The 20,155-nt window shown below is 43.2% G+C and carries 19 protein-coding genes; 8 read left to right on the top strand and 11 right to left on the bottom strand.

Translation table 11 applies throughout. The features are described from left to right. Positions 1-66: 66 nt before the first annotated feature. From HGG78_RS07945 to HGG78_RS07955, 3 genes are all read right to left on the bottom strand, one after another. Complete coding sequence (locus tag HGG78_RS07945) at positions 67-1,518, bottom strand: Tle-like phospholipase domain-containing protein (protein ID WP_172532555.1); 1,452 nt, start codon at positions 1,516-1,518, stop codon at positions 67-69. Positions 1,519-1,854: 336 nt separating this feature from the next. After that, positions 1,855-2,964, bottom strand: coding sequence for a hypothetical protein (locus HGG78_RS07950; RefSeq protein WP_172532556.1), 1,110 nt, complete (start codon positions 2,962-2,964; stop codon positions 1,855-1,857). A 564-nt stretch (positions 2,965-3,528) separates the two neighbouring features. Beyond that, positions 3,529-3,744: a DUF3820 family protein gene (locus HGG78_RS07955; RefSeq protein WP_053311095.1), complete on the bottom strand. Its 216-nt coding sequence runs from the start codon at positions 3,742-3,744 to the stop codon at positions 3,529-3,531. A gap of 214 nt (positions 3,745-3,958) precedes the next feature. Here HGG78_RS07955 and HGG78_RS07960 point away from each other — a divergent pair, with 214 nt between their 5' ends. Then, a complete protein-coding gene (locus HGG78_RS07960; protein WP_053311096.1) occupies positions 3,959-4,303 on the top strand; it encodes a YajD family HNH nuclease in 345 nt (114 codons plus the stop codon). A gap of 70 nt (positions 4,304-4,373) precedes the next feature. On the opposite strand, the gene HGG78_RS07965 is transcribed toward HGG78_RS07960, so the two are convergent. Further along, entirely contained in the window at positions 4,374-4,664 is a 291-nt protein-coding gene (locus tag HGG78_RS07965) for a YkgJ family cysteine cluster protein (RefSeq protein ID WP_172532557.1), read from the bottom strand. A gap of 228 nt (positions 4,665-4,892) precedes the next feature. Between HGG78_RS07965 and HGG78_RS07970 the strand changes: the two genes are divergently transcribed. Then, the gene (locus HGG78_RS07970) at positions 4,893-5,531 is read left to right on the top strand and encodes a tRNA (adenine(22)-N(1))-methyltransferase (protein WP_254068166.1); all 639 of its coding nucleotides are present in this window, start codon (positions 4,893-4,895) and stop codon (positions 5,529-5,531) included. A gap of 128 nt (positions 5,532-5,659) precedes the next feature. Here the strand turns inward: HGG78_RS07970 and HGG78_RS07975 are convergent, their stop codons facing one another. The 3 genes from HGG78_RS07975 to HGG78_RS07985 all read right to left on the bottom strand — a co-directional run bounded on the left by HGG78_RS07975 (position 5,660) and on the right by HGG78_RS07985 (position 8,323). Continuing rightward, on the bottom strand, positions 5,660-5,914 hold the full coding sequence (locus HGG78_RS07975; protein WP_171375523.1) for an HP1242/YdcH family protein: 255 nt from the start codon (positions 5,912-5,914) through the stop codon (positions 5,660-5,662). Between the two features lie 184 nt (positions 5,915-6,098). Next, positions 6,099-7,130: an L-threonine 3-dehydrogenase gene (gene tdh, locus HGG78_RS07980; RefSeq protein WP_171981223.1), complete on the bottom strand. Its 1,032-nt coding sequence runs from the start codon at positions 7,128-7,130 to the stop codon at positions 6,099-6,101. Continuing rightward, complete coding sequence (locus HGG78_RS07985) at positions 7,127-8,323, bottom strand: glycine C-acetyltransferase (RefSeq protein WP_172532559.1); 1,197 nt, start codon at positions 8,321-8,323, stop codon at positions 7,127-7,129. Before HGG78_RS07985 ends, tdh begins: the two co-directional genes overlap by 4 nt. 296 nt (positions 8,324-8,619) lie before the next feature. Here HGG78_RS07985 and HGG78_RS07990 point away from each other — a divergent pair, with 296 nt between their 5' ends. Together HGG78_RS07990 and gloA2 are read left to right on the top strand one after the other, a co-directional pair. Further along, positions 8,620-9,549: a LysR family transcriptional regulator gene (locus tag HGG78_RS07990; RefSeq protein WP_172532560.1), complete on the top strand. Its 930-nt coding sequence runs from the start codon at positions 8,620-8,622 to the stop codon at positions 9,547-9,549. A gap of 3 nt (positions 9,550-9,552) precedes the next feature. After that, positions 9,553-9,939, top strand: a complete 387-nt coding sequence (gene gloA2, locus HGG78_RS07995; protein WP_172532561.1) for an SMU1112c/YaeR family gloxylase I-like metalloprotein — start codon at positions 9,553-9,555, stop codon at positions 9,937-9,939. Here the strand turns inward: gloA2 and HGG78_RS08000 are convergent. Further along, positions 9,916-10,314, bottom strand: a complete 399-nt coding sequence (locus tag HGG78_RS08000; protein WP_171981232.1) for a hypothetical protein — start codon at positions 10,312-10,314, stop codon at positions 9,916-9,918. The two genes, gloA2 and HGG78_RS08000, sit on opposite strands and share 24 nt — an antisense overlap. Before the next feature lie 345 nt (positions 10,315-10,659). On the opposite strand from HGG78_RS08000, the gene uhpT reads away from it, so the two are divergent. The 4 genes from uhpT to uhpC all read left to right on the top strand — a co-directional run bounded on the left by uhpT (position 10,660) and on the right by uhpC (position 15,820). After that, positions 10,660-12,054, top strand: coding sequence for a hexose-6-phosphate:phosphate antiporter (gene uhpT, locus HGG78_RS08005; protein ID WP_172532562.1), 1,395 nt, complete (start codon positions 10,660-10,662; stop codon positions 12,052-12,054). Between the two features lie 291 nt (positions 12,055-12,345). Further along, a complete protein-coding gene (uhpA, locus tag HGG78_RS08010; protein ID WP_053311105.1) occupies positions 12,346-12,951 on the top strand; it encodes a response regulator transcription factor UhpA in 606 nt (201 codons plus the stop codon). Next, complete coding sequence (gene uhpB / locus HGG78_RS08015; protein ID WP_172532563.1) at positions 12,951-14,474, top strand: signal transduction histidine-protein kinase/phosphatase UhpB; 1,524 nt, start codon at positions 12,951-12,953, stop codon at positions 14,472-14,474. The genes uhpA and uhpB overlap by 1 nt, the downstream gene beginning before the upstream one ends. An 8-nt stretch (positions 14,475-14,482) precedes the next feature. Next, a complete protein-coding gene (gene uhpC / locus HGG78_RS08020) occupies positions 14,483-15,820 on the top strand; it encodes an MFS transporter (RefSeq protein ID WP_172532564.1) in 1,338 nt (445 codons plus the stop codon). 36 nt (positions 15,821-15,856) lie between these two features. Here the strand turns inward: uhpC and HGG78_RS08025 are convergent, their stop codons facing one another. The 3 genes from HGG78_RS08025 to HGG78_RS08035 all read right to left on the bottom strand — a co-directional run bounded on the left by HGG78_RS08025 (position 15,857) and on the right by HGG78_RS08035 (position 20,015). Beyond that, on the bottom strand, positions 15,857-16,243 hold the full coding sequence (locus HGG78_RS08025) for a cytochrome b562 (RefSeq protein WP_172532571.1): 387 nt from the start codon (positions 16,241-16,243) through the stop codon (positions 15,857-15,859). Positions 16,244-16,343: 100 nt separating this feature from the next. Further along, positions 16,344-17,087 (bottom strand): phosphatase, encoded by a 744-nt coding sequence (locus HGG78_RS08030; protein WP_172532565.1) that lies wholly within the window; start codon positions 17,085-17,087, stop codon positions 16,344-16,346. 171 nt (positions 17,088-17,258) lie between these two features. Continuing rightward, on the bottom strand, positions 17,259-20,015 hold the full coding sequence (locus HGG78_RS08035; protein WP_172532566.1) for a glycoside hydrolase family 18 protein: 2,757 nt from the start codon (positions 20,013-20,015) through the stop codon (positions 17,259-17,261). Between the last annotated feature and the right edge of the window lie 140 nt (positions 20,016-20,155).

Raw genomic sequence — 20,155 nt, forward strand, 5'->3', positions numbered from 1 at the left:
GCCAGTTTCGAGATTGCTGGCTGTTTATCAGGGATGAGTTTGACTCTCAGCTAGCGCTAGGCATCACTACAACAGCGCCCACCTTTCAATGTGAGCATAGAAACGGTCATGACAACCAACTATATTATTGGCACCTCTTATATCGAACCTAGGCAATGTCATCACCTTACCTATGTGACTCAGTGTAGGACGAACTCTATGCATATTAGGAACTACGTCTCCTTGAATCTTATAGTGCTTAATACCAGAAACCGCTTTTTTTGCTTGTTCTGGACCATAGGGCGCTAACTCCGAATTCACTTCAGTCAATATGGAATGACTAAACTGTGCACTACTAAAACACTCTGCCTTGACAGGATTTTCAGGAGTAGACACCATTGCAGCGGCATAAGCAGCCTCTCCACCTCCCTTTGAGTGGCCGGAAAACGATAAGCTATAATCCTTATACTTTTCCCCTTTCATAGCCGTTACTATTTCTGTAGCTAAACATTTCGCCTGCTGATAACTAGCAGGTTTTTCGCCAAGTATTGCATTCTTCGCATTTGCTTGCCATTGTCGAGCGGTAGTAGTTAAATTCCCCATGGTTCTTTCCTTTAACCCACCTGTTTTCTCTCCACTGCTCGTGCCACCAAATACAACACGCAATTCCTTGGATGTATGGTTAAAGAAAATAAATCCAACTAAACCACTTTTCGAGTCGCTAAACATACCAGTTAATGGCGAAATTTTTAGATCTAAGCCTTCAACAACCTTTTTACAATCAGAATGATTACCCAGTAAGTCCAATTCCCAGAGCCCATCTGTAGCACGACGCAATGCAGCAAGATCTTGCTGATATGGGTAATTTGCCAATGCTGCGCTTTGTCGAATATCTTTCTTGTGATTACTATCCTGCGGCGCGTTAACCTTTTCCATCAAACAAAGATTCAGCTTTGCACCTTGCAGTTTCGAGCTTCCTGCCAACCCTGCCAGAGGAAGCGCAACCAGAGGAACCGCAACCAGAGAAGATTGACTAGCTGCACCTGCTGTTTTTTTGTCGCGCAAACGCTCTACAAGACTCGGAGTCTCAGGTGGCTTCAGAAAGGTATGTCGCCAATTAGGTTTACTCGCTGCGCCTGCTGTTTTTTTGTCGCGCAGACGCTCTATAAGACTCGGAGTTTCAGGTGGCTTCAGAAAGGTATGTCGCCCATTAGGTTTACTCGCTGCAGCTGCTGTTTTTTTGTCGTGATTGGATTGTGGATGTACTACAGGATTAGTATCCGGTTGCTTCATAATAGCATCTAACCAAGTTTGTGGACGTTCTCCCCTTGGAGCGCACATCTGAGCACTACGATACCAAAGTTCCTTCGAAGAAGACGGTGAAATAGAAGGCGAGTTCATCACGCTATGTACAGAAAGATGCCTAGGGTCTCTTTTATCTTCTACATCAGATCTGTGTACATCATATCTGTGTCCTGCTGTTTTTTTGTCGTGCTTGGATTGTGGATGTACTACAGGATTAGTATCCGGTTGCTTCATAATAGCATCTAACCAAGTTTGTGGACGTTCTCCCCTTGGAGCGTACATCTGAGCACTACGACACCAAAGTTCCTTCGAAGAAGACGGTGAAGTAGAAGGCGAGTTCATCACGCTATGTACAGAAAGATGCCTAGGGTCTCTTTTATCTTCTACATCAGATCTGTGTACATCATATCTGTGTTTTTTTTTTAACGTCTGAGATTGAAAACATTTATTACTCCAATAAATTAATATTATGACTATACCCTTCCTACTTGAAGTTGTTTGGGTATAGCGGAGAACGTCTATTCACAAGGTGGAAAGGGCTTGGTGCAATACCCCCAAACCATAACGTACCTAAACATAAAAATGCGGCACATCTCTAGGTTTTGAATATATTAGTTTATCTGAAGGTATATGAATGCTTATAGGAAATAACATTTGAGGCCTAAAGAATGAATTTAATATAGCGTTGAACTCATCAGGAGTTCTTGCTAATAAAATGTTATTTTTCGATTTATCAGTTAAATACCTAGAGTCCTTAATTATACACAAACCTAATCCTTTAATAACTTCATTCCCTTTGAAAACTAGGCTTTGTGGTCTTCTTTCTTTTAGATTGTCACCTTCAAAAAAAGCATCATAATCGACCTTTCCTGACAAGAAATCAGGAATATTATCAATAGGTCTTTCGTCAAATCTCCCAAAATCACAGGCTTGACAAAATGCACGTGACATGGTTTTTTTATCAATATCACTGAATTTCACTTTATATACATAATTCCCAAACCTGCTATATTTTTTGCCGGTGTTACCACACTCTAGACCCATGAAAGAAAATCCTGTAGTAGCAAAACATTCAATATCTAATCTTTCGGTATTATTTTCATCAAAAAATTTTCCCCTTTCGACCATTTTATCTCTAGACAGAATATCTACTGAACCATCTTCATTCCTGAAATCCGAGTTACTAAAATGACTTAAGTAGAAATCTTGTTTACAGAATAATGCTAAAAATTGTTGTTCAAGCTTAGATAAAGGGTATGCAGTGTTTACATTCTTTAATGATAATTGATCTACGCTTTTTTCCCCCATACATTTATCTAGGCCTTGCCACACTCTCCCTTTACCTATCATAGATGAATATATTTTTTGAATATTAGCATTTTTTTTATTGTGTTCGTGGCTGTATGAGTGATTTGCCAATACCACCTGGGGAGGTTCCCCAAGTCTCAAACTTTTTCCGTTACGATTCAGCCATGAAGGTACAGGATTCAAAGTGGACACCACATCAGGTCTCGTCATACAAGCATGTAACCAAGTAGATTTAGCTGTGGACGAGGATTGTGGACATTCTACAATCCTTGGAGCCTGAGTAATTTTATGTACTAAGAGAGGCTGAGAGGTTTCTTTATCTTCTATATTTGGCTTTCTTTGTGTAACTCCAGAAATTGGATATGCAAACATTTATAGGTCCATCAAATTAATAGTATAACTATGAAATCGTATATTCCGTTGAGTTTTGTTCCTTGAAGATATCTTATTTCAAAAAATATCATTGATTGTTTGGCATCACTAACCTTGGGAAATACTGGTGTCAGTGTAATCATAATTTATATAATCTTTATTGAAGCGCTAATATATTTATCACTTTAATTATTAATAATTAAGTCATCTCAATTCTTCATTAATTGTGTGTCATAGGGTTAACTAATCTTGGTGTTTCAAAAAGCATAAGCAAGAGATAACATCGTTTCTGATTCACTACTTCGATCATTGTTGCCACAAAGGTGATCTATTGCAGGTCACTCAAGCGCTGATGATCATGGGTCACGTGGAATTAAAGCAATAATCTAGACTACAGAGCGTGAGTCATTATTTATTAGCATCTCTCTAACACAAACTGAGTTATCAATGTCAGAGCGTAACTCGATAATTAATGAGATGGTAAAAATATTTTTGAAGAATATTCGGTAAAATAGCCGCATAGTACATATCAAGTCGGCTGAGAGTCTCAGGGTTTCTAAGGAATTACATTCGCTTTAACGGCTTGACGACACTATCTAAGCCTTCGATTTTCAATGCTAAGCACAATTGCAATAAACGACCTAACTCCCCCTCTGGGAATCCTTTTTTATCAAACCACAGTAGATATTCTTCTGGCAGATCGATAAGTACTCGGCCAGCATATTTACCAAATGGCATTTGCATGCGCGCAAGTTTTATCAAGTTTTCTTTTTCTAGCATTTCGTATCCACATGAATGACTAACCATTTGAGTTTCTTAAGTTTACTTTTCTCTGCTTAGTTACGGTAGTTTTTTGTTATTCACTCTCTTTGGAAACCAGTCACCTTGTGGTCTAATATCGGACATCGGTTCTCCGCCCAAGTTTTGATTTGCAGCGGATACTGGTTTTTAATATCGTAATAAGACTTTCAATAAACCAATGGTTGGAAATAGCATGTCATCAGATTTTTATGGTTCAAGTGCGAGCTATGCTCGTCAAGAAAGTGGCTACAGAGAAAAGGCACTCAAGCTCTATCCGTGGGTGTGTGGCAACTGTGCTCGTGAGTTCGTTTACTCAAATTTGAAAGAGTTAACGGTCCATCATAAAGATCACGATCATACCAATAACCCGGAAGATGGCAGTAATTGGGAGCTTTTATGTTTGTATTGCCACGACCACGAGCACTCTAAATATTCTGACCATGATCGATTCGGTGCCGATCCAGTCGCAAGGTTAGATGATCATCAAAGCGCTACCTACAACCCTTTTGCTGACCTAGCAAAGATGATGAAAAAGTAATGCAGATTGCTGTAAGGTACTCCGTTCGCCCCCCGAGTACCTATATGCTTAAACGCTAAACGAATAAGGCTTACATGAACTCTGCTCTTTCATCGCGACACTCATATGAGCCCATTTCAAATTCTCGGCAAATCCAAGGACGATTTTCATAAATCGTGCACATGAAAGTCTCACGGTCTAATGCCGAACACCAACCATCAGCCAAACGTCGCATAGTTTCCCCACCCCACTCATCAAAAGCGATATGTTGCTTAGGTACGCCAGTATCCGTAATAATCATCACTTCTAAACGGCAGCAACAAGCCTGACAATTAGAACAAGAAACCTCTGGGGTGGTTACGTTTTTAATCGGTATCGACATCGGGTATCTACCATCAATTGAATTAGCGCATAGTACTCTAAATTACGTTATGTTACCGACATTCTTGTGCGATGTGTCTTGCTCTCACCACTTTAACTTCGCAGATAAATCCATTATCTTCTCGCCAACTTCGCTAAAGAGAAGAAAACCATTACAATGCGCCCGTTTTTCATCGTTATATGGGCATTTTTCTTGAAACTGAGTAAAAGACTAGAACAAATAGAACAAATGGTGACAGCCGACTATACCCACATTTGGGATTGCTGCTGTGATCATGGGTTACTTGGCGCAGCATTATTGTCTCGCCTGGCTGCGCCAAATATACACTTTGTGGATATAGTTCCCAAGCTAATGGATGAGCTAGAAGGCAAACTGCAACGCTTTTATTCACACTCACTTTCTCGGTGGAAAACACACTGCATTGATGTAGCAACATTGCCATTGGATAAGCATCAAGGAAAACACTTAGTCATTATTGCTGGCGTAGGTGGTGATTTAATGATTAAGTTTGTTGAGGCTCTTCATCATAAGTACCCAGAGTTAGCCATTGATTTTCTGCTGTGTCCGGTTCACCACCAATTTGCACTGCGTCAGAAGCTCATTGAACTTGATTTTTCTTTGAAGGATGAAGTGTTGATTGAGGATAATCAACGTTTTTATGAAGTGATGTTGGTTACATCAGTAACCGATGAAAACGCGCCAATTAGCGCTGTTGGTGACAAAATTTGGCAATCAACCTCACTCAAACAAGCTAATATTGCCGAAAAATACTTACGTAAAACACTCTGTCATTACCAGCGAATTGAACAAGGAAATAGCAACAGCGTGACACACATTATTGCTGCGTACCGTACTGTAGTGCTTTAATCTAACCTTGAAAGATAAAACTTGAGTGGAAATTGATGCTAAAGGCGTTTTATTGATCAACCCAAAATGGATCTGACGGCTAGCATTTTTTATGTGCCCTTCGTCAGATCAAATATGGGAAAACACCGTTAGATAGCTTGCTGATGATGCTTGGTTAGCCTTTTGTATAACATGTCTTTTAACTCGACACGCTGAAACTTGAGATCATTCATATTGTCATCATCAATAGGACTGCCCGATATCTCTAGCTGACGGATATCATAATCCAATTGGTGATACTGCTGTAGCTTCGCTTTGAATGTAGGATCATCATGGTTAAGCTGAACAATATCTAATTTAAGCTCAGGAAATTCTAAGATAAAAGCATGATTTTCATTAAGCATCGGCATTCCCTCTTCAGTTGAATTAATCACAGTATAGAAGGAATGGTGACAAAGAAATGTGGCTTAAAACGCAAAGCAGTGATGTGACAAAACTCATTTTAATCGACCATGAAAGGTGATTACAGATATAAAAAAGGCGACAAGTTAACCTGTCGCCTTATCTATTTCTAAGCCAGCTTCTTGCTTATTCCCAATCAAGAATAACTTTACCAGAAAGCCCGCTGCGCATCGCGTCAAAGCCTGCTTGGAAGTCATCAACCTTGAAGTGGTGAGTGATGATTGGCGTTAGATCTAAGCCAGATTGAATCAAAGATGCCATCTTGTACCAGGTTTCAAACATCTCACGACCGTAGATACCTTTGATCACTAACCCTTTGAAGATCACTTGGTTCCAGTCAATCGCCATATCTGATGGTGGAATTCCCAATAGCGCAATACGACCACCGTGATTCATGGTTTTTAGCATTGAACTGAATGCACTCGGTACGCCCGACATTTCAAGACCCACGTCAAAACCTTCGGTCATACCTAGCTCGCTCATCACATCTTCAAGTTTTTGCTCTGCGACGTTGACTGCGCGAGTTACGCCCATTTTACGAGCTAGATCAAGGCGGTATTCGTTTACATCAGTAATCACAACATGGCGAGCGCCAACGTGTTTCGCCACGGCTGCCGCCATAATGCCGATTGGCCCAGCGCCGGTGATCAATACATCTTCGCCAACTAAATCAAATGACAACGCCGTATGTACAGCGTTACCAAATGGGTCAAAGATTGATGCTAAGTCGTCTGAAATTCCATCTGGGATTTTAAAAGCATTAAATGCAGGGATCACAAGGAATTCAGAAAAAGCACCGGTGCGGTTTACCCCCACACCCACAGTATTGCGGCATAAGTGCGTACGACCACCACGACAGTTGCGGCAGTGACCACATGTGATATGACCTTCACCAGAAACGCGGTCGCCCAATTCAAAACCACGTACTTCTTGACCAATACCAACCACTTCACCGACGTATTCATGACCCACAACCATAGGTACCGGAATGGTTTTTTGTGACCATTCATCCCAGTTGTAAATATGCACATCAGTACCACAAATGGCGGTTTTCTTAATTTTAATGAGCAGATCATTGTGGCCAAGTTCTGGCATGTCAACGTCTGTCATCCAAATGCCTTGCTCAGGCTTTAATTTTGATAATGCTTTAATTTTCATTTAATTAGTCCCATGTCTTGACCAACTTCGATAAATGCATCAATGGCGCGATCTAACTGCTCACGGCTGTGTGCTGCCGACATTTGTGTACGGATACGAGCTTGACCTTTTGGCACTACTGGGAAAGAGAAACCAATAACATAGATACCTTTAGCAAGCGCACGCTCTGCAAACTCAGCCGCAACTTTAGCATCGCCCAACATGATTGGGATAATCGCGTGATCAGCACCGCCCATAGTAAAACCAGCCGCTTCCATACGAGTACGGAAATGGGTAGCATTATCCCATAATTGGTCACGTAGCGAACCGCTTTCAGCCAGAAGATCTAACACTCTGATTGAGGCCGTCACAATCGCAGGAGCCACAGAGTTAGAAAACAAATAAGGGCGTGAACGCTGACGTAACCAGTCAATCACTTCTTTCTTACCAGACGTGTAGCCACCAGAAGCACCACCCATCGCTTTACCTAAAGTACCGGTAATAATATCGATACGGTCAATTACATCATGATATTCATGTGTACCACGACCGTTTGCGCCCATGAAACCCACGGCATGCGAATCATCGACCATCACCAACGCATTGTATTTATCCGCTAAATCACAAATAGCAGGTAGGTTGGCAACTACACCGTCCATTGAGAAAACGCCATCAGTTACGATAAGCTTATTACGAGCACCGGCTGCATCTGCCGCGATCAATTGCTCTTCTAGCTCTTGCATGTTGTTGTTTGAGTAACGGAAGCGCATCGCCTTACACAAACGTACCCCATCAATAATCGAAGCATGGTTTAACGCGTCAGAGATGATCGCATCTTCTTTATCTAAAATCGTTTCAAAAAGACCGGTGTTCGCATCAAAACATGAGGTGTAAAGGATCGTATCTTCCTGACCAAGAAATGCTGACAACTTATGTTCAAGCTCTTTATGAATATCTTGTGTGCCACAGATAAAACGCACAGAAGCCATACCAAAGCCGTGCTTTGCCATACCGTCTCGACCCGCTTCAATCAGCGCAGGGTGGTTCGCAAGACCCAAGTAGTTGTTAGCACAGAAGTTCAATACTTCTTCGCCAGTAGAAATGGAAACGGCAGCTTGCTGTTGTGAGGTAATAACACGCTCTGATTTGTATAAACCTTCAGCTTTCACTGTTTCAAGTTGCTGCTGGATCTGTTGGTAAAATGCAGAAGACATTACTGATTCCTTCTTTGATTTATATCGCCTATGACTGGCTTTGTAGGGTGGTATTGATAGTCTTTATTTACACTGTAAACACATCGATTAATCATCTCCGTATTTAGCTATAGGTGTCACTAATACCAAGACAATAAATGAGATAAATATAGTTTAATCCAAGCTCATCATGACGATAATCCCTCAAAGTGGAAAACCATTCGTGAATTATAGGCACAAATGGTCATTGAAAACTGGCTGCAATTCTGAGAAAGTGACGTCCACGTTGCCCTTGACGCTATTAATGTCTGATTCTTATGCTGCACCCAAAACTAATTGCTCTGTTACCTGATCTTGCTACTTTTATTCTTGTCGTTAACGAATGTAGTTTTACCGCTGCGGCCCAAAAATTAGGAGTTACCCCTTCAGCGCTCAGTAAGCTGATCACTCGCCTTGAAGCAGCGCTGTCCGTAAAGCTGTTTGAACGCACCACTCGTAAATTGATCATCACTCAAGCAGGAAAACGCGTCTATGACCAAAGTTTACTGATGGTCAATGCCGCGCAGCAAGCTATCGAACTGTCCACGTCGGATCACACCGAGCCAGCGGGTTCGCTATCGGTGGCAGCACCGGAAGCATTTTTGAACTCGGTATTGCAACCCTTAGTTGTGCCTTTTCTGACTCAATATCCTGAAATTCAACTCAAACTTAGGGCGGCGGATGGTGAAATCGATCTCTTCAAACACAATATCGATGTCGCGTTTCGTCTTACCGATAAACCTGATGAAAACTTAGTACTGCGGGAAATAGGCAAAACCAATTTAGTGCTATGCGCCAGCCCTGACTACACCGCGTTACGCGGAACACCAACCCACCCAACCGAATTAAGCGAGCATGATTGCTTGTATCTTGCGGAAACGGAACGTGACCATATTTGGAATTTCCTCAAAGACGATGAATTTCATACCATTGCAGTTTCTGGGCGCTATGCAGTTAATCACTCTCAAATGCGTTTAAATGCGGTAAAAGGTGGTCTAGGTATCGGTATCTTTCATGACTTTGTTATTCAAGAAGCATTAATTGAAGGTAAAGTCGTACAATTGTTAGAAGATTGGACCATAAAAAGTAATTATCACGGAGTAGTAGCGATGCAATACGCACAAACCAAATACATGCCTGCTCGCTTACGAGTATTCATCGATTATGTGGCGGAACACTTGATCACCAAACTCAATACCAAAGGTTAACCGATGCTAAAACGAATCCACCACGCAGCGATCATTTGTTCTGACTACGCTCGCTCAAAAGCCTTTTATACCGAAGTGCTTAGGCTTGGTATCCTCGCTGAAAATTATCGCCAAAATCGTGACTCTTACAAACTTGATCTTGCTTTACCTGATGGGGGACAAATTGAGTTGTTCTCGTTTCCTAACACACCACCAAGACCGAGTTTTCCAGAAGCTCAAGGTTTACGTCACCTAGCGTTTGTTGTTGATAGTGTCTGTGAGGTAAAAGCGTATTTAGAATCACAAGGGGTGGATGTTGAACCAATCCGTATTGATGAATATACCGGGCGCGAATACACTTTTTTTGCTGACCCAGACGGTCTGCCGCTAGAGCTGTACTCGGAAATGTAGATTAGGGCTATATCGGTTTTTTTTAATCGAAAGTGTTGGCGGTGCCCTAGGAACTTGCTGTTCAAATCGCACACTTAGAGCCAAAAAAGTGTAACTGTCTGAAATGAGCAAGCTCAGTCGTGTCAGTAAAGGTGTCGTTGGAAGTGAATCTTGATGAAAAGTAGAGAAATGAGCAAAGGGGCACGGCTTACTGTGCTGAGGTTGCACTTTGCCCTCTTCAATTTGAACCAGTTCAAAACCATTGATGGTACACAGCGTCGCCCACACCCCTGCCGTATTGCCATGTGCATTGATCACGGGCATTAACGCAACCAATACCCAACTCAGGGCACTGGTTATCAGCATCATTTTGTTAAAACGACTTTGGCGAATCATAGCAACACTCAACATAAACTTGCGCTCACTATATAACCCATTGATAAAAATAACAGTGCGTTAGCACTTAAAAATTAACAAACACCCAGAAAACGCTACAAAACCAATAACTACGCGCTTTGGTTCATGATGCATAACAATGTGATTCCATTCACGCTTTACCCACCAGCACAGCAAAACTAGGAAATATTCTTAACTTTTCTAGGCCATCCCCTCATGTCAACTCTTAGCGCTGTTTTTACAATCATCCCACTATGTAGCCGCAGCCTTTTGCTGCTATCGATTCGACTTTGTTGTCACGTAAACAACAGAGATTTCATTGACGTAAATTCCCTAGGATTTCACATGCTAAAACTTCTGGAACAAGTTCGGAAACCGACTTTAGATATACCAGCAGCAGAACGCCGCAAAATGTGGTTCAAACCTTTTTTACAATCTTATCTTGTGGTGTTCATCGGCTACATGGCGATGTACTTGATTCGTAAAAACTTCAACGTTGCACAAAACGATATGATTTCAACCTATGGCTTGTCAATGACACAACTTGGGTTGATTGGCCTTGGCTTCTCCATCACTTACGGAATTGGTAAGACCGTTGTTTCTTACTACGCCGATGGAAAAAACACTAAGCAATTCCTACCGTTCATGCTCATTTTATCTGGTATTGCTATGCTCGGTTTCAGTATGAGCATGGGTGGATCAAGCGTTAGCTTATTCTTGATGATTGCTTTTTACGGCTTAAGCGGCTTTTTCCAAAGTACAGGTGGCCCTTCAAGTTACTCTACCATTACGAAATGGACCCCGAAAAACAAGCGTGGCACCTATCTTGGTTTGTGGAATATGTCGCACAACGTCGGTGGTGCAGGGGCTGCAGGCGTTGCACTATTTGGTGCAAACTATTTCTTTGACGGCCACGTCATTGGTATGTTTATTTTCCCATCGATTATCGCATTAGTAGTTGGTTTTATTGGCCTACGCTACGGCAGTGACTCACCAGAAGCTTATGGTCTTGGTACCGTTGAAGAATTGTTTGATGAAGCGGTAAGCGAGGAAGATATTGCTGCTGAAGAAAACCAAATGACCAAGCGTGAAATCTTTGTTGAATACATTTTGAAAAACAAGGTGATTTGGTTACTCTGTTTTGCCAACATTTTCTTGTATATCGTACGTATCGGCATCGACCAATGGTCTACTGTCTATGCCTATCAAGAACTTGGCTTATCAAAAGAAGCGGCCATTTCTGGTTTTACCTTGTTCGAAGTTGGCGCATTGGTGGGCACCTTAATGTGGGGTTACCTTTCTGACCTTGCTAATGGTCGTCGTGCCTTAGTGGCCTGTGTTTCATTAGGTTTGATCATCCTAGCTCTCGAGTTTTATCAACATGCTACCAGTGAATTCATGTACCTTGCTTCATTGTTTGTACTTGGCTTCCTAGTGTTTGGCCCACAATTATTAATTGGTGTTGCAGCTGTTGGTTTTGTACCGAAAAAAGCGATCAGTGTGGCTGATGGTGTCAAAGGTACGTTTGCTTACTTGATCGGTGATAGCTTTGCCAAGCTGGGGCTAGGTATGATTGCTGACGGCACACCAATCTTTGGTTTAACCGGCTGGAAAGGTACCTTTGCCGCCCTCGATACTTCAGCGGTGATCTGTATCGTATTGCTGGCATTTGTTGCGATTGCAGAAGAACGTAAAATACGCCACGAGAAAAAACTGCTATTGGCAAGTGCAGACGCTTAACGAAAAATAAAGAAATCACGCGACGTTTGGTTTTATTCAGCGTCGCGTTTTTATATCTGTAATATTAAGATCAACAGTCCTATTAGCTCATTTAGCTATATCCAAACTATTTGGAGTTGCAGGTAGGCGGCAAGTGAGTGAATCCCCATGAGCATAGATAAACTATGTGATTGGGGTGAGCAAACGTAGCCAACACCGCTGCAACTTCAAGTAGGAAGGGTATATATTGGTTGTTTAATTGACCAGCTAGAGTTAGTTTATGCCCCTTTTCTTATTTGCTGAGTTTTATCGATGATCAAAGTAGCCTTAGTGGATGACCACATTATTGTGCGTTCGGGATTTGCTCAGTTGATGAGTTTAGAAGCCGATATAGAAGTGGTCGGCCAATTTAGCTCTGCGGCAGAAGCCCGTAGCGGCTTGCCTGGCTCTGGCGCAACGGTGTGTATTCTTGATATATCAATGCCTGATGAAAGCGGTTTATCTTTACTGCAAGATCTCCCTTCTGGCATGGCGTGTATCATGCTCAGCGTACATGACTCTGCAGCCATGGTAGAAAAAGCTCTTGAAGCTGGCGCACTTGGTTACCTCAGCAAGCGGTGTAGCCCCGATGAATTAATTCAAGCGGTGCGCACCAGTGCATCTGGTGGCTGTTATTTAACGCCAGAAATTGCCCTTAAAATCGCATCACCTAAACGCGGTAGCCACAATTTAGAAAAACTGACTAAACGTGAACGACAAATCAGTGAAATGCTTGCTTGTGGTTTAGATGTCAAAGCCGTCGCAACCGAACTTGGATTAAGCCATAAAACCGTTCATGTGCACCGCGCCAACGCCATGGATAAACTGGGCGTGACAAATAATGTCGCCCTCGCCAAATATTTCCCTGACTCACTATAATGCATCGCTACCTTATCACTTCGATCTGCGCTTGGTTTCTGCTCTCTTGCAGCTGGTTTTGCTCATGGGTCATCGCTTATTACTTCGTCAACGATCCTGAACTTGCAATTCTTTTTTTCCCCTTTGCGCTGCGTTTAGGTATCACGCTACACACTCCAAAATACTACTGGCCGGCTATTTACGCGGCAGAGTGGTGGTTAACCGTTGCTTTAGCGATATTGATGGACCAACCACAGTGGCTAACTGTATTAGCTGCCAGTGCTGCTAGTATTCCATTGATAGCCGTTGCACAACGCTACTATTACGGTTCACAACAGCGTCGTTTAACTGTAATGGGAGTAATTATTGTGCTCAGTGCACTGACTAATACCCTCGCCGTCAGTCACCATGACATTGCCGCTTCAATGGTCGCTTTAGTCAGCATTACCGCTGGTTTAATGATGGTGCCTAGCTGTTACTTAGTATGGAATTACCTTTTCCAAAGTACTTGGATACCACTAACGGCCAATTTAGTCTCACGCCATATTGAGTTTAGAGCTCGGCACATCGTCTTTTACAGCTTGTTATTTGCTCTTAGCATCGCGCTACAAATTGGTTTACCAGACGAACTCCGGCGATTTGCCCCTTTTTGTTTGGCCATTCCCATTATTTTACTTGCCTTTCGTTATGGTTGGCAGGGAGCCTTGCTTGGTACACTGCTCAACAGTATTGCGCTTATTGCCGCACGAAGCGGTGTTTCCGGCATAGAAATTACCGACCTATTACTGTCGCTATCAGCGCAAAGTTTGACAGGAATTACTCTTGGCATGGCCGTTCAGCATCAACGAGATCTCAACACCAAACTGCGCCAAGAGCTCGACCGCAATCAAAACCTTTCACGCCAGTTAGTCAAAGCCGAAGAGTCGGTAAGGCGAGATATTGCACGTGAATTGCACGATGAAATCGGCCAAAACATCACCGCAATTCGAACCCAGGCCAGTATCATTCAACGCGTTGAAACCGAGCCTGTCACCACTCACTGCGCCAATACTATTGAAGCATTATCGCTCAATGTTTATGACACCACTAAAGGACTGCTCACTCGTCTTCGCCCCAAAACACTCGATGACCTGGGGCTTGAAGAGGCCATTGAACAATTACTGCGTGATTTGGAATTCAGCGCCCATGGCGTTCAAACTCATGTCGAATGGTGTGACAACAGCGCGCTAAAACTTAAGGCTTTGAGTGACGCAACCAAAGTCACCCTATACCGTTTGTGCCAAGAAGCATTAAATAACGCCTTGAAATACGCACAAGCAGAGCATATCCACATTCACTTTTCGTTGGGTTCAAGTGTGACATTGCATATCACAGATGACGGTATTGGCCTTAAAGCAGAAGACCATTTGAAAGGGTTTGGCTTACGAGGCATGCGCGAACGGGTGCAAGCCCTAGGCGGACAATTTCAACTACACAGTGAGTGTAAACAATCAAACGTCTCGACCCATGGAACCCGACTGACAGTTATTCTGCCTAATTTATAGAGTGAAACATGATAGGTTTTCTTCAATCTAAACCCCACATTAACGGCCAATTATCGCCCGATGAAATTGATCGTCATTATCGATATTGGCGTCGTCACATCATGCTCGCTATGTATGTGGGTTATGCAATGTTTTATTTCACGCGTAAAAGTCTCAATTACGCGATGCCAGCCATGATTGCCGATCTCGGTTTGGATAAGAGTGATATCGGCATGATGGGCACGCTCTTTTATATCACTTACGGCTGCTCTAAATTCGTGTCTGGTATTGTATCTGATCGCTCAAATCCTCGGTATTTTATGGGCTTAGGGTTAATCGCAACAGGCATTATTAACATTCTATTTGGACTCTCTAGCTCTATCAGTGTGCTCATCTTTTTGTGGGTATTAAATGCTTGGTTTCAAGGCTGGGGTTGGCCTTCTTGCTCTAAACTACTGACCACTTGGTATTCACGATCCGAGCGGGGATTATGGTGGGCACTTTGGAATACCGCCCATAACGTAGGGGGCGCGTTGATCCCCTTGTTGGTTGGTTTTGTGACTCTACATTTTAGTTGGCGAGAAGGGTTTATTGTCCCTGGATTTTTAGCAGTGCTGACCGGTGTGTTTTTATGCTGGCGACTGCAAGATAAACCCGTGACTCTGGGCCTACCAAGTATCGGTCACTGGCGAAACGATGCACTAGAACTGGCTCAGGAAAATGAAGGCGTGGGGTTAAGCACCACTCAAATTTTGCACAAATATGTTTTACGCAATAAATACATCTGGTTACTCGCCTTGAGCTATGTACTGGTATACATCGTCAGAACCGCCATTAATGACTGGGGTAATATCTATCTAACCGAGCAGCACGGGTATGATTTGATCACCGCTAACGGGGCATTATCGCTGTTTGAAGTGGGCGGTTTTGTCGGGTCATTAGTTGCCGGATGGGGCTCAGATAAATTGTTTGGTGGTAACCGAGGTCCAATGAACTTAATTTTCTCGATGGGCATTTTCATTTCCGTTGCAGCACTATGGCTGATGCCTTTAACCGGGTTTGTCCTACAAGCAGCTGGTTTTTTCACCATTGGCTTTTTCGTTTTTGGCCCGCAAATGTTGATTGGAATGGCAGCAGCAGAGTGTTCTCATAAGAATTCAGCAGGCGCTGCAACAGGCTTTGTTGGGCTATTTGCTTACATGGGAGCAGCATTGGCCGGCTACCCTATCGCCATCATTGTTGAGCATTTCCATTGGAATGGTTTTTTTGTCACCATATCCATTTGCTCTGCCACCATTGGTTTGCTCTTGCTGCCATTTTTACAGGCTCAGTTTGCGGATAGTCGCCACGCAGCTTCCCTTGATTAATTGCACTAAAGAAAACCGCATGGAAACAACCACGGCTTAACCGAATAAGCGTTTCCAAATACTTGGGTTACGCTGTTCATGGTATTCAATACGCAGCTCATCAACCGTGCGTAATGTCTGTTTTGCTTGTTCTAACTGCCCTTGTTCAAGGTCAACTTCAATTTGCTCCAGCACAACGGATAATTTATTGAATCCTTCCAAGTACAACGCTTCTTTTTCTGGCGGATAGTTGCCTGATTTTGAGTTTTCGACCAATTCACTGAGTTTTAACACTGGCGCTTTCATCGCTTCAACCGATGTCGCTTCAGCAGCTTGTTTAAACTCAAGCTTCATCTGTTTCATGTTCTGCTTCAGGTCAACACTCGCAGCCAAAACGTTTGCAGACAATGCAACGCAAGCTGTTAAAATAAGAGCTTTTTTCATCATAATTCTTTCACTAAAACAAGGAATCGTTAGTGTAAATGAAATGCAGCTTAAAGCGGGAAGAAAATTGTTTCATTTGTTAAACCCCCTCCCCCTCACTTTACAATGAACGATATTCTTCAATAGCTGGGCGACCGCGCTGCGCCAAAAAAGCAAGAAACTGCATCACACTGTGCGTGATGACTTTATCTGCTGAAATACCAACACTGTCTAGCAAATCACTGGCTAAGTGTAAATTACCTACATCGTGACAAAAATGCGCATCACTGCCCGTCGTAATATACGCACCATGAGCTTTTGCCACCTTAGCAATCTCATAGCAGCGATCAACGCTGCCTACGCGACTGTGACCTTTCAAAGTACTATTGTTAATTTCTATTGCAACATTATGCTCGACAGCACAAGCGATAACCGCATTAAAATCAAAATCAAAATTAGGATTACCTAAGTGTCCTAACGCATCAACTCGTCCACTTTGAATGGTGTTGATTAACGCCTCGGTATGCGCAGCTTTATCCGCAGGCTGGAACACCGGCTCATGGAAACTGGCGATTACCCAATCCAAATTTTGGTCAACCGAAGGGTGGATATCAATATCACCTAAACGGTTAAGAATGTTGGATTCAACACCACGAATAATGGCAACACCATCTAAAAAGCGTGGTAAAACTCGCTGGTTAGAGAAGAACCAATAGTGTGGAGCACCTGGCATAGATTCAGCGTGATCGGTGGTGCAAAACATAGCTAAACCATTTTCTTGAGCTGATTTCGCGTTCTCGATCAACGTGCTATAAGCATGACCACTGGCATAAGTGTGTGTATGAGTATCGACGACAAGTTTCATTTTGATAATTCCATTACAACCGAGATAGTTAAGTGTAACAGCCAGTCTAAGGACACATCAATCAAATGGCTTACAATCATACCTTTGAGTTGCTTACGAAGCTGAAAGTAAAAGCCAGCGCTTTATCACGCTGGCTTTATTTAGCTTAGTCCGAACTAGTTATAGTTGATGCTAATCATGCATAAATCGCCACTGCTGAGTAATCCAATTAGGATCAGCTGCAACACCCGGTAGGAATGAGGAGGTATTACAATGCTGAGCCCACGCTCCAAAACATTGATACACACCTTGACCTGGGAATTTAACTATCGTTCCATCGGCATAAGAGCCAAAACCCGCGGGATATTCATAATCGTAATCACCACCAGTCGCGGCCTCTGTCACGTTCACTGTGTGCTGTTTCTGAGCAGATAAGTTCTCCTCATCCCACACCGTTAGTGTGACGGTGTAATTACCCGCTGTCGCTGGCACAAAACTACCACGCTGTGCATCCGCACCTGTTACAGAAACCGATTGGTTGGCGCTGTCTTTTACCACCCATTGATAACGACTAATACCTTTGTCGTCGGTCGAAGATGACCCATCTAGCTGGATCACTTTCCCTACCTGTAACTGACCAGACACAGTGAAGTCAGCGTGTGGCGCTAGGTTATCAGGAGCGCTACCCGCAACTTCCACAGTAACGATATCGGACGTGTCGCTTTCTAAACCATCGCTGACGGTGAGTTGGAACTGAAGCGCATGATCTTGATTCGCTAACTCAGTGATGTCAACCGTCAGGTTTCTTCTTCTGCCGTTATAAGGTAGCGTGATTGACGCTCCTGCCACTTGTGTCCACTGATAACGCAGTGTGTCATCCTCGTCTAGGTCGTAAGAATCTTTACCTAGCAGCTTGAAGAGCTCACCGTGATTCACGTGATCTTTGTTGACACTTGCGATCGCCACTGGTGCACGGTTATCGCCGACATCTCGCAACGTCAACACAGCACTATCGACAGAGGTATTGCCATTGCTATCGGTCACGGTAAGTTTTAATGGGATGCGGACTGTACTATCGGCCCCTTCTAGGTCTGTAATCGTAACTTGAAGGAGCGAACTCGTTGTTTGAGTCAACTTCACTTTTTGAGCGTCAATCCCAGTGATCTGTTTCGCCTTCTTCGCCCATTTGTAAGTGATGCTCTCACCAGTACTCGCAGATCCATCAATCTCATAGGCGTTATTAGCGATAAGCGCAGCGGAGATATCAGGCCCCGCGTTCGCCTGCAATGTAATACCAGGCTCTTCGCCACCCGTTAAGTTGGTTAAATCTCTACACTCCTGTTGACTGGTCACGTTTTCGCCACACGAGTAGATAATCGGTGCCATATCAATGCCAGATTGTTTGGTATACCCCAAACCTTCACGGGCCGAGTTCACTAAATAGCCGGTATCGTAGTCTGCCATCCAGTTAAAGATACCGCCAAGGCCCTTATTTTTAACGTAACGCGCTTTCGCAAACACAGAACGAGGGGTATCGAAAGACATAAAGAACTGTCCATCTTCACTATAGATGTAATCCGCATTCGCCTCTTTGTCGGTCAGCAATTGATAACCTGGATGTGAATTATTCACCTTCAGACCGTTTGCACCAATCTCAAGAAACTCTTGTTGAATGTCATACCATTCATAGACACCGCGCTCCCAAGAGCCACCTGTGTATCGACCATCGTCAAACGTTGGAATGCCATTACTATCCGGGTGCGTTGGTTTAACAAAAGAACCTTTTAGTGGAGAGATACTGGTTACATTCGCATACGCAGCGTTACGTGAGTAGTTGGCGTAACCAATATAGATATTTTTAGGATCGATGCCGAGCTCATCGATCATGTAAGAGACAGAGGTATCAACAGACCAATCTCCTACAGCGTACAGGTTCGAATGATGATTAAGTCCCTCTGCCCATTCGTTGCCAAAGAAGTCGTACGTCATCAAATGGATAATATCAACGCCATTGTCAACGAGCCCTCTCAAATCACTGGCATCCATTTTGTCTTTTGGCGCACCAGCCGCGATCGCGATTTTAACGTCTCTCTTACCTGCGTTGTTTAATGCGATTCTGAGTTCTTTAATCAACTCTTTATAATTATCTGAATCCTCTGGTAACCATGAGTTTCCGCCAACTCGAATTCCGGGGTATTCCCAGTCGATATCGACTTGTGAAAACATCGGGTAATTTCTAAAGATGTTCACAACACTTTCAACAAAGATATCTCGATTTGCTTTCGTTGCAGCCATGCGACTAAACGGTTCTGATAGCGACCAACCACCGATACTAAATGCCATTTTAGTGCTTGGACTCAGCTGATTTAGTCTCTTCAATGCGCCCAGATAGCCATGGTCAATGGCGTTTTGGCCTTGATACCACTTTTGCATCAGAGTCGGCATTTCCATTTGCTCCCAATCGATTAAACCAACCAGGCCTGGAATCGCAGCAGCAATATCGCCCCACGGGTCGGTCGTGATTACTTCAAAATCTTTAGCTGAAGGGTTATTCGTGGGATTACATGCATAATTTTTAAGAGACTCTACCGCACTGGTGATCTGCGAGTCACCGACACCAGTACCACACATGGCCATAAATGAAAATACGATCGTATCGTAAACCCCTGCGAGATCCTTAGGGCTCCATTGACGGCCATATTGCCCCCAGTTAGACATATAAGCCGTGACTTTGGGCAGCTCTTCACTCTTTGTGTACTGGTTATACACTGACTCACTATCTTTACTTAGTGGACCTCTAGGCGCAGATAAATGTTGTCGTTCCGCTAACTCTTGCTGAGTCATAAAACGCACATCGCCACGTGTGAAAGTCGCCCCAGTCGCTGAAGCTAAACCAGTCATTAAGGTTAACCCAACCAATATTGACAGTTGCGTTTTTTGCAATTTCATAAAGTATCCTTTTATTAAAAACAACAGGCAATATGAAGATATATTTTCAATATCATCTGTCTGTGTAATAGGTAGTATTAGTAAATTAATTTCAAGAACATTTTCGCCAGTAATTAACCTATATTTAGGTAGCCTAGCAA

The sequence above is a fragment of the Vibrio aestuarianus genome, assembly GCF_012395185.1.
Lineage (GTDB): Bacteria > Pseudomonadota > Gammaproteobacteria > Enterobacterales > Vibrionaceae > Vibrio > Vibrio aestuarianus.

What these genes read in the sequence shown, in the direction of transcription:
- uhpT (WP_172532562.1), top strand. Translation starts at nt 10,660, where the DNA reads ATGCTAAAACTTCTGGAACAAGTTCGGAAACCGACTTTAGATATACCA.
- uhpA (WP_053311105.1), top strand. Translation starts at nt 12,346, where the DNA reads ATGATCAAAGTAGCCTTAGTGGATGACCACATTATTGTGCGTTCGGGA.
- gloA2 (WP_172532561.1), top strand. Translation starts at nt 9,553, where the DNA reads ATGCTAAAACGAATCCACCACGCAGCGATCATTTGTTCTGACTACGCT.
- HGG78_RS08000 (WP_171981232.1), bottom strand. Translation starts at nt 10,314, where the DNA reads ATGATTCGCCAAAGTCGTTTTAACAAAATGATGCTGATAACCAGTGCC.
- tdh (WP_171981223.1), bottom strand. Translation starts at nt 7,130, where the DNA reads ATGAAAATTAAAGCATTATCAAAATTAAAGCCTGAGCAAGGCATTTGG.
- HGG78_RS08035 (WP_172532566.1), bottom strand. Translation starts at nt 20,015, where the DNA reads ATGAAATTGCAAAAAACGCAACTGTCAATATTGGTTGGGTTAACCTTA.
- uhpB (WP_172532563.1), top strand. Translation starts at nt 12,951, where the DNA reads ATGCATCGCTACCTTATCACTTCGATCTGCGCTTGGTTTCTGCTCTCT.
- HGG78_RS07950 (WP_172532556.1), bottom strand. Translation starts at nt 2,964, where the DNA reads ATGTTTGCATATCCAATTTCTGGAGTTACACAAAGAAAGCCAAATATA.
- HGG78_RS07970 (WP_254068166.1), top strand. Translation starts at nt 4,893, where the DNA reads ATGGTGACAGCCGACTATACCCACATTTGGGATTGCTGCTGTGATCAT.
- HGG78_RS08025 (WP_172532571.1), bottom strand. Translation starts at nt 16,243, where the DNA reads ATGAAAAAAGCTCTTATTTTAACAGCTTGCGTTGCATTGTCTGCAAAC.
- HGG78_RS07975 (WP_171375523.1), bottom strand. Translation starts at nt 5,914, where the DNA reads ATGCTTAATGAAAATCATGCTTTTATCTTAGAATTTCCTGAGCTTAAA.
- HGG78_RS07960 (WP_053311096.1), top strand. Translation starts at nt 3,959, where the DNA reads ATGTCATCAGATTTTTATGGTTCAAGTGCGAGCTATGCTCGTCAAGAA.
- HGG78_RS07990 (WP_172532560.1), top strand. Translation starts at nt 8,620, where the DNA reads ATGCTGCACCCAAAACTAATTGCTCTGTTACCTGATCTTGCTACTTTT.
- HGG78_RS07965 (WP_172532557.1), bottom strand. Translation starts at nt 4,664, where the DNA reads ATGTCGATACCGATTAAAAACGTAACCACCCCAGAGGTTTCTTGTTCT.
- HGG78_RS08030 (WP_172532565.1), bottom strand. Translation starts at nt 17,087, where the DNA reads ATGAAACTTGTCGTCGATACTCATACACACACTTATGCCAGTGGTCAT.
- HGG78_RS07985 (WP_172532559.1), bottom strand. Translation starts at nt 8,323, where the DNA reads ATGTCTTCTGCATTTTACCAACAGATCCAGCAGCAACTTGAAACAGTG.
- HGG78_RS07955 (WP_053311095.1), bottom strand. Translation starts at nt 3,744, where the DNA reads ATGCTAGAAAAAGAAAACTTGATAAAACTTGCGCGCATGCAAATGCCA.
- uhpC (WP_172532564.1), top strand. Translation starts at nt 14,483, where the DNA reads ATGATAGGTTTTCTTCAATCTAAACCCCACATTAACGGCCAATTATCG.
- HGG78_RS07945 (WP_172532555.1), bottom strand. Translation starts at nt 1,518, where the DNA reads ATGAAGCAACCGGATACTAATCCTGTAGTACATCCACAATCCAAGCAC.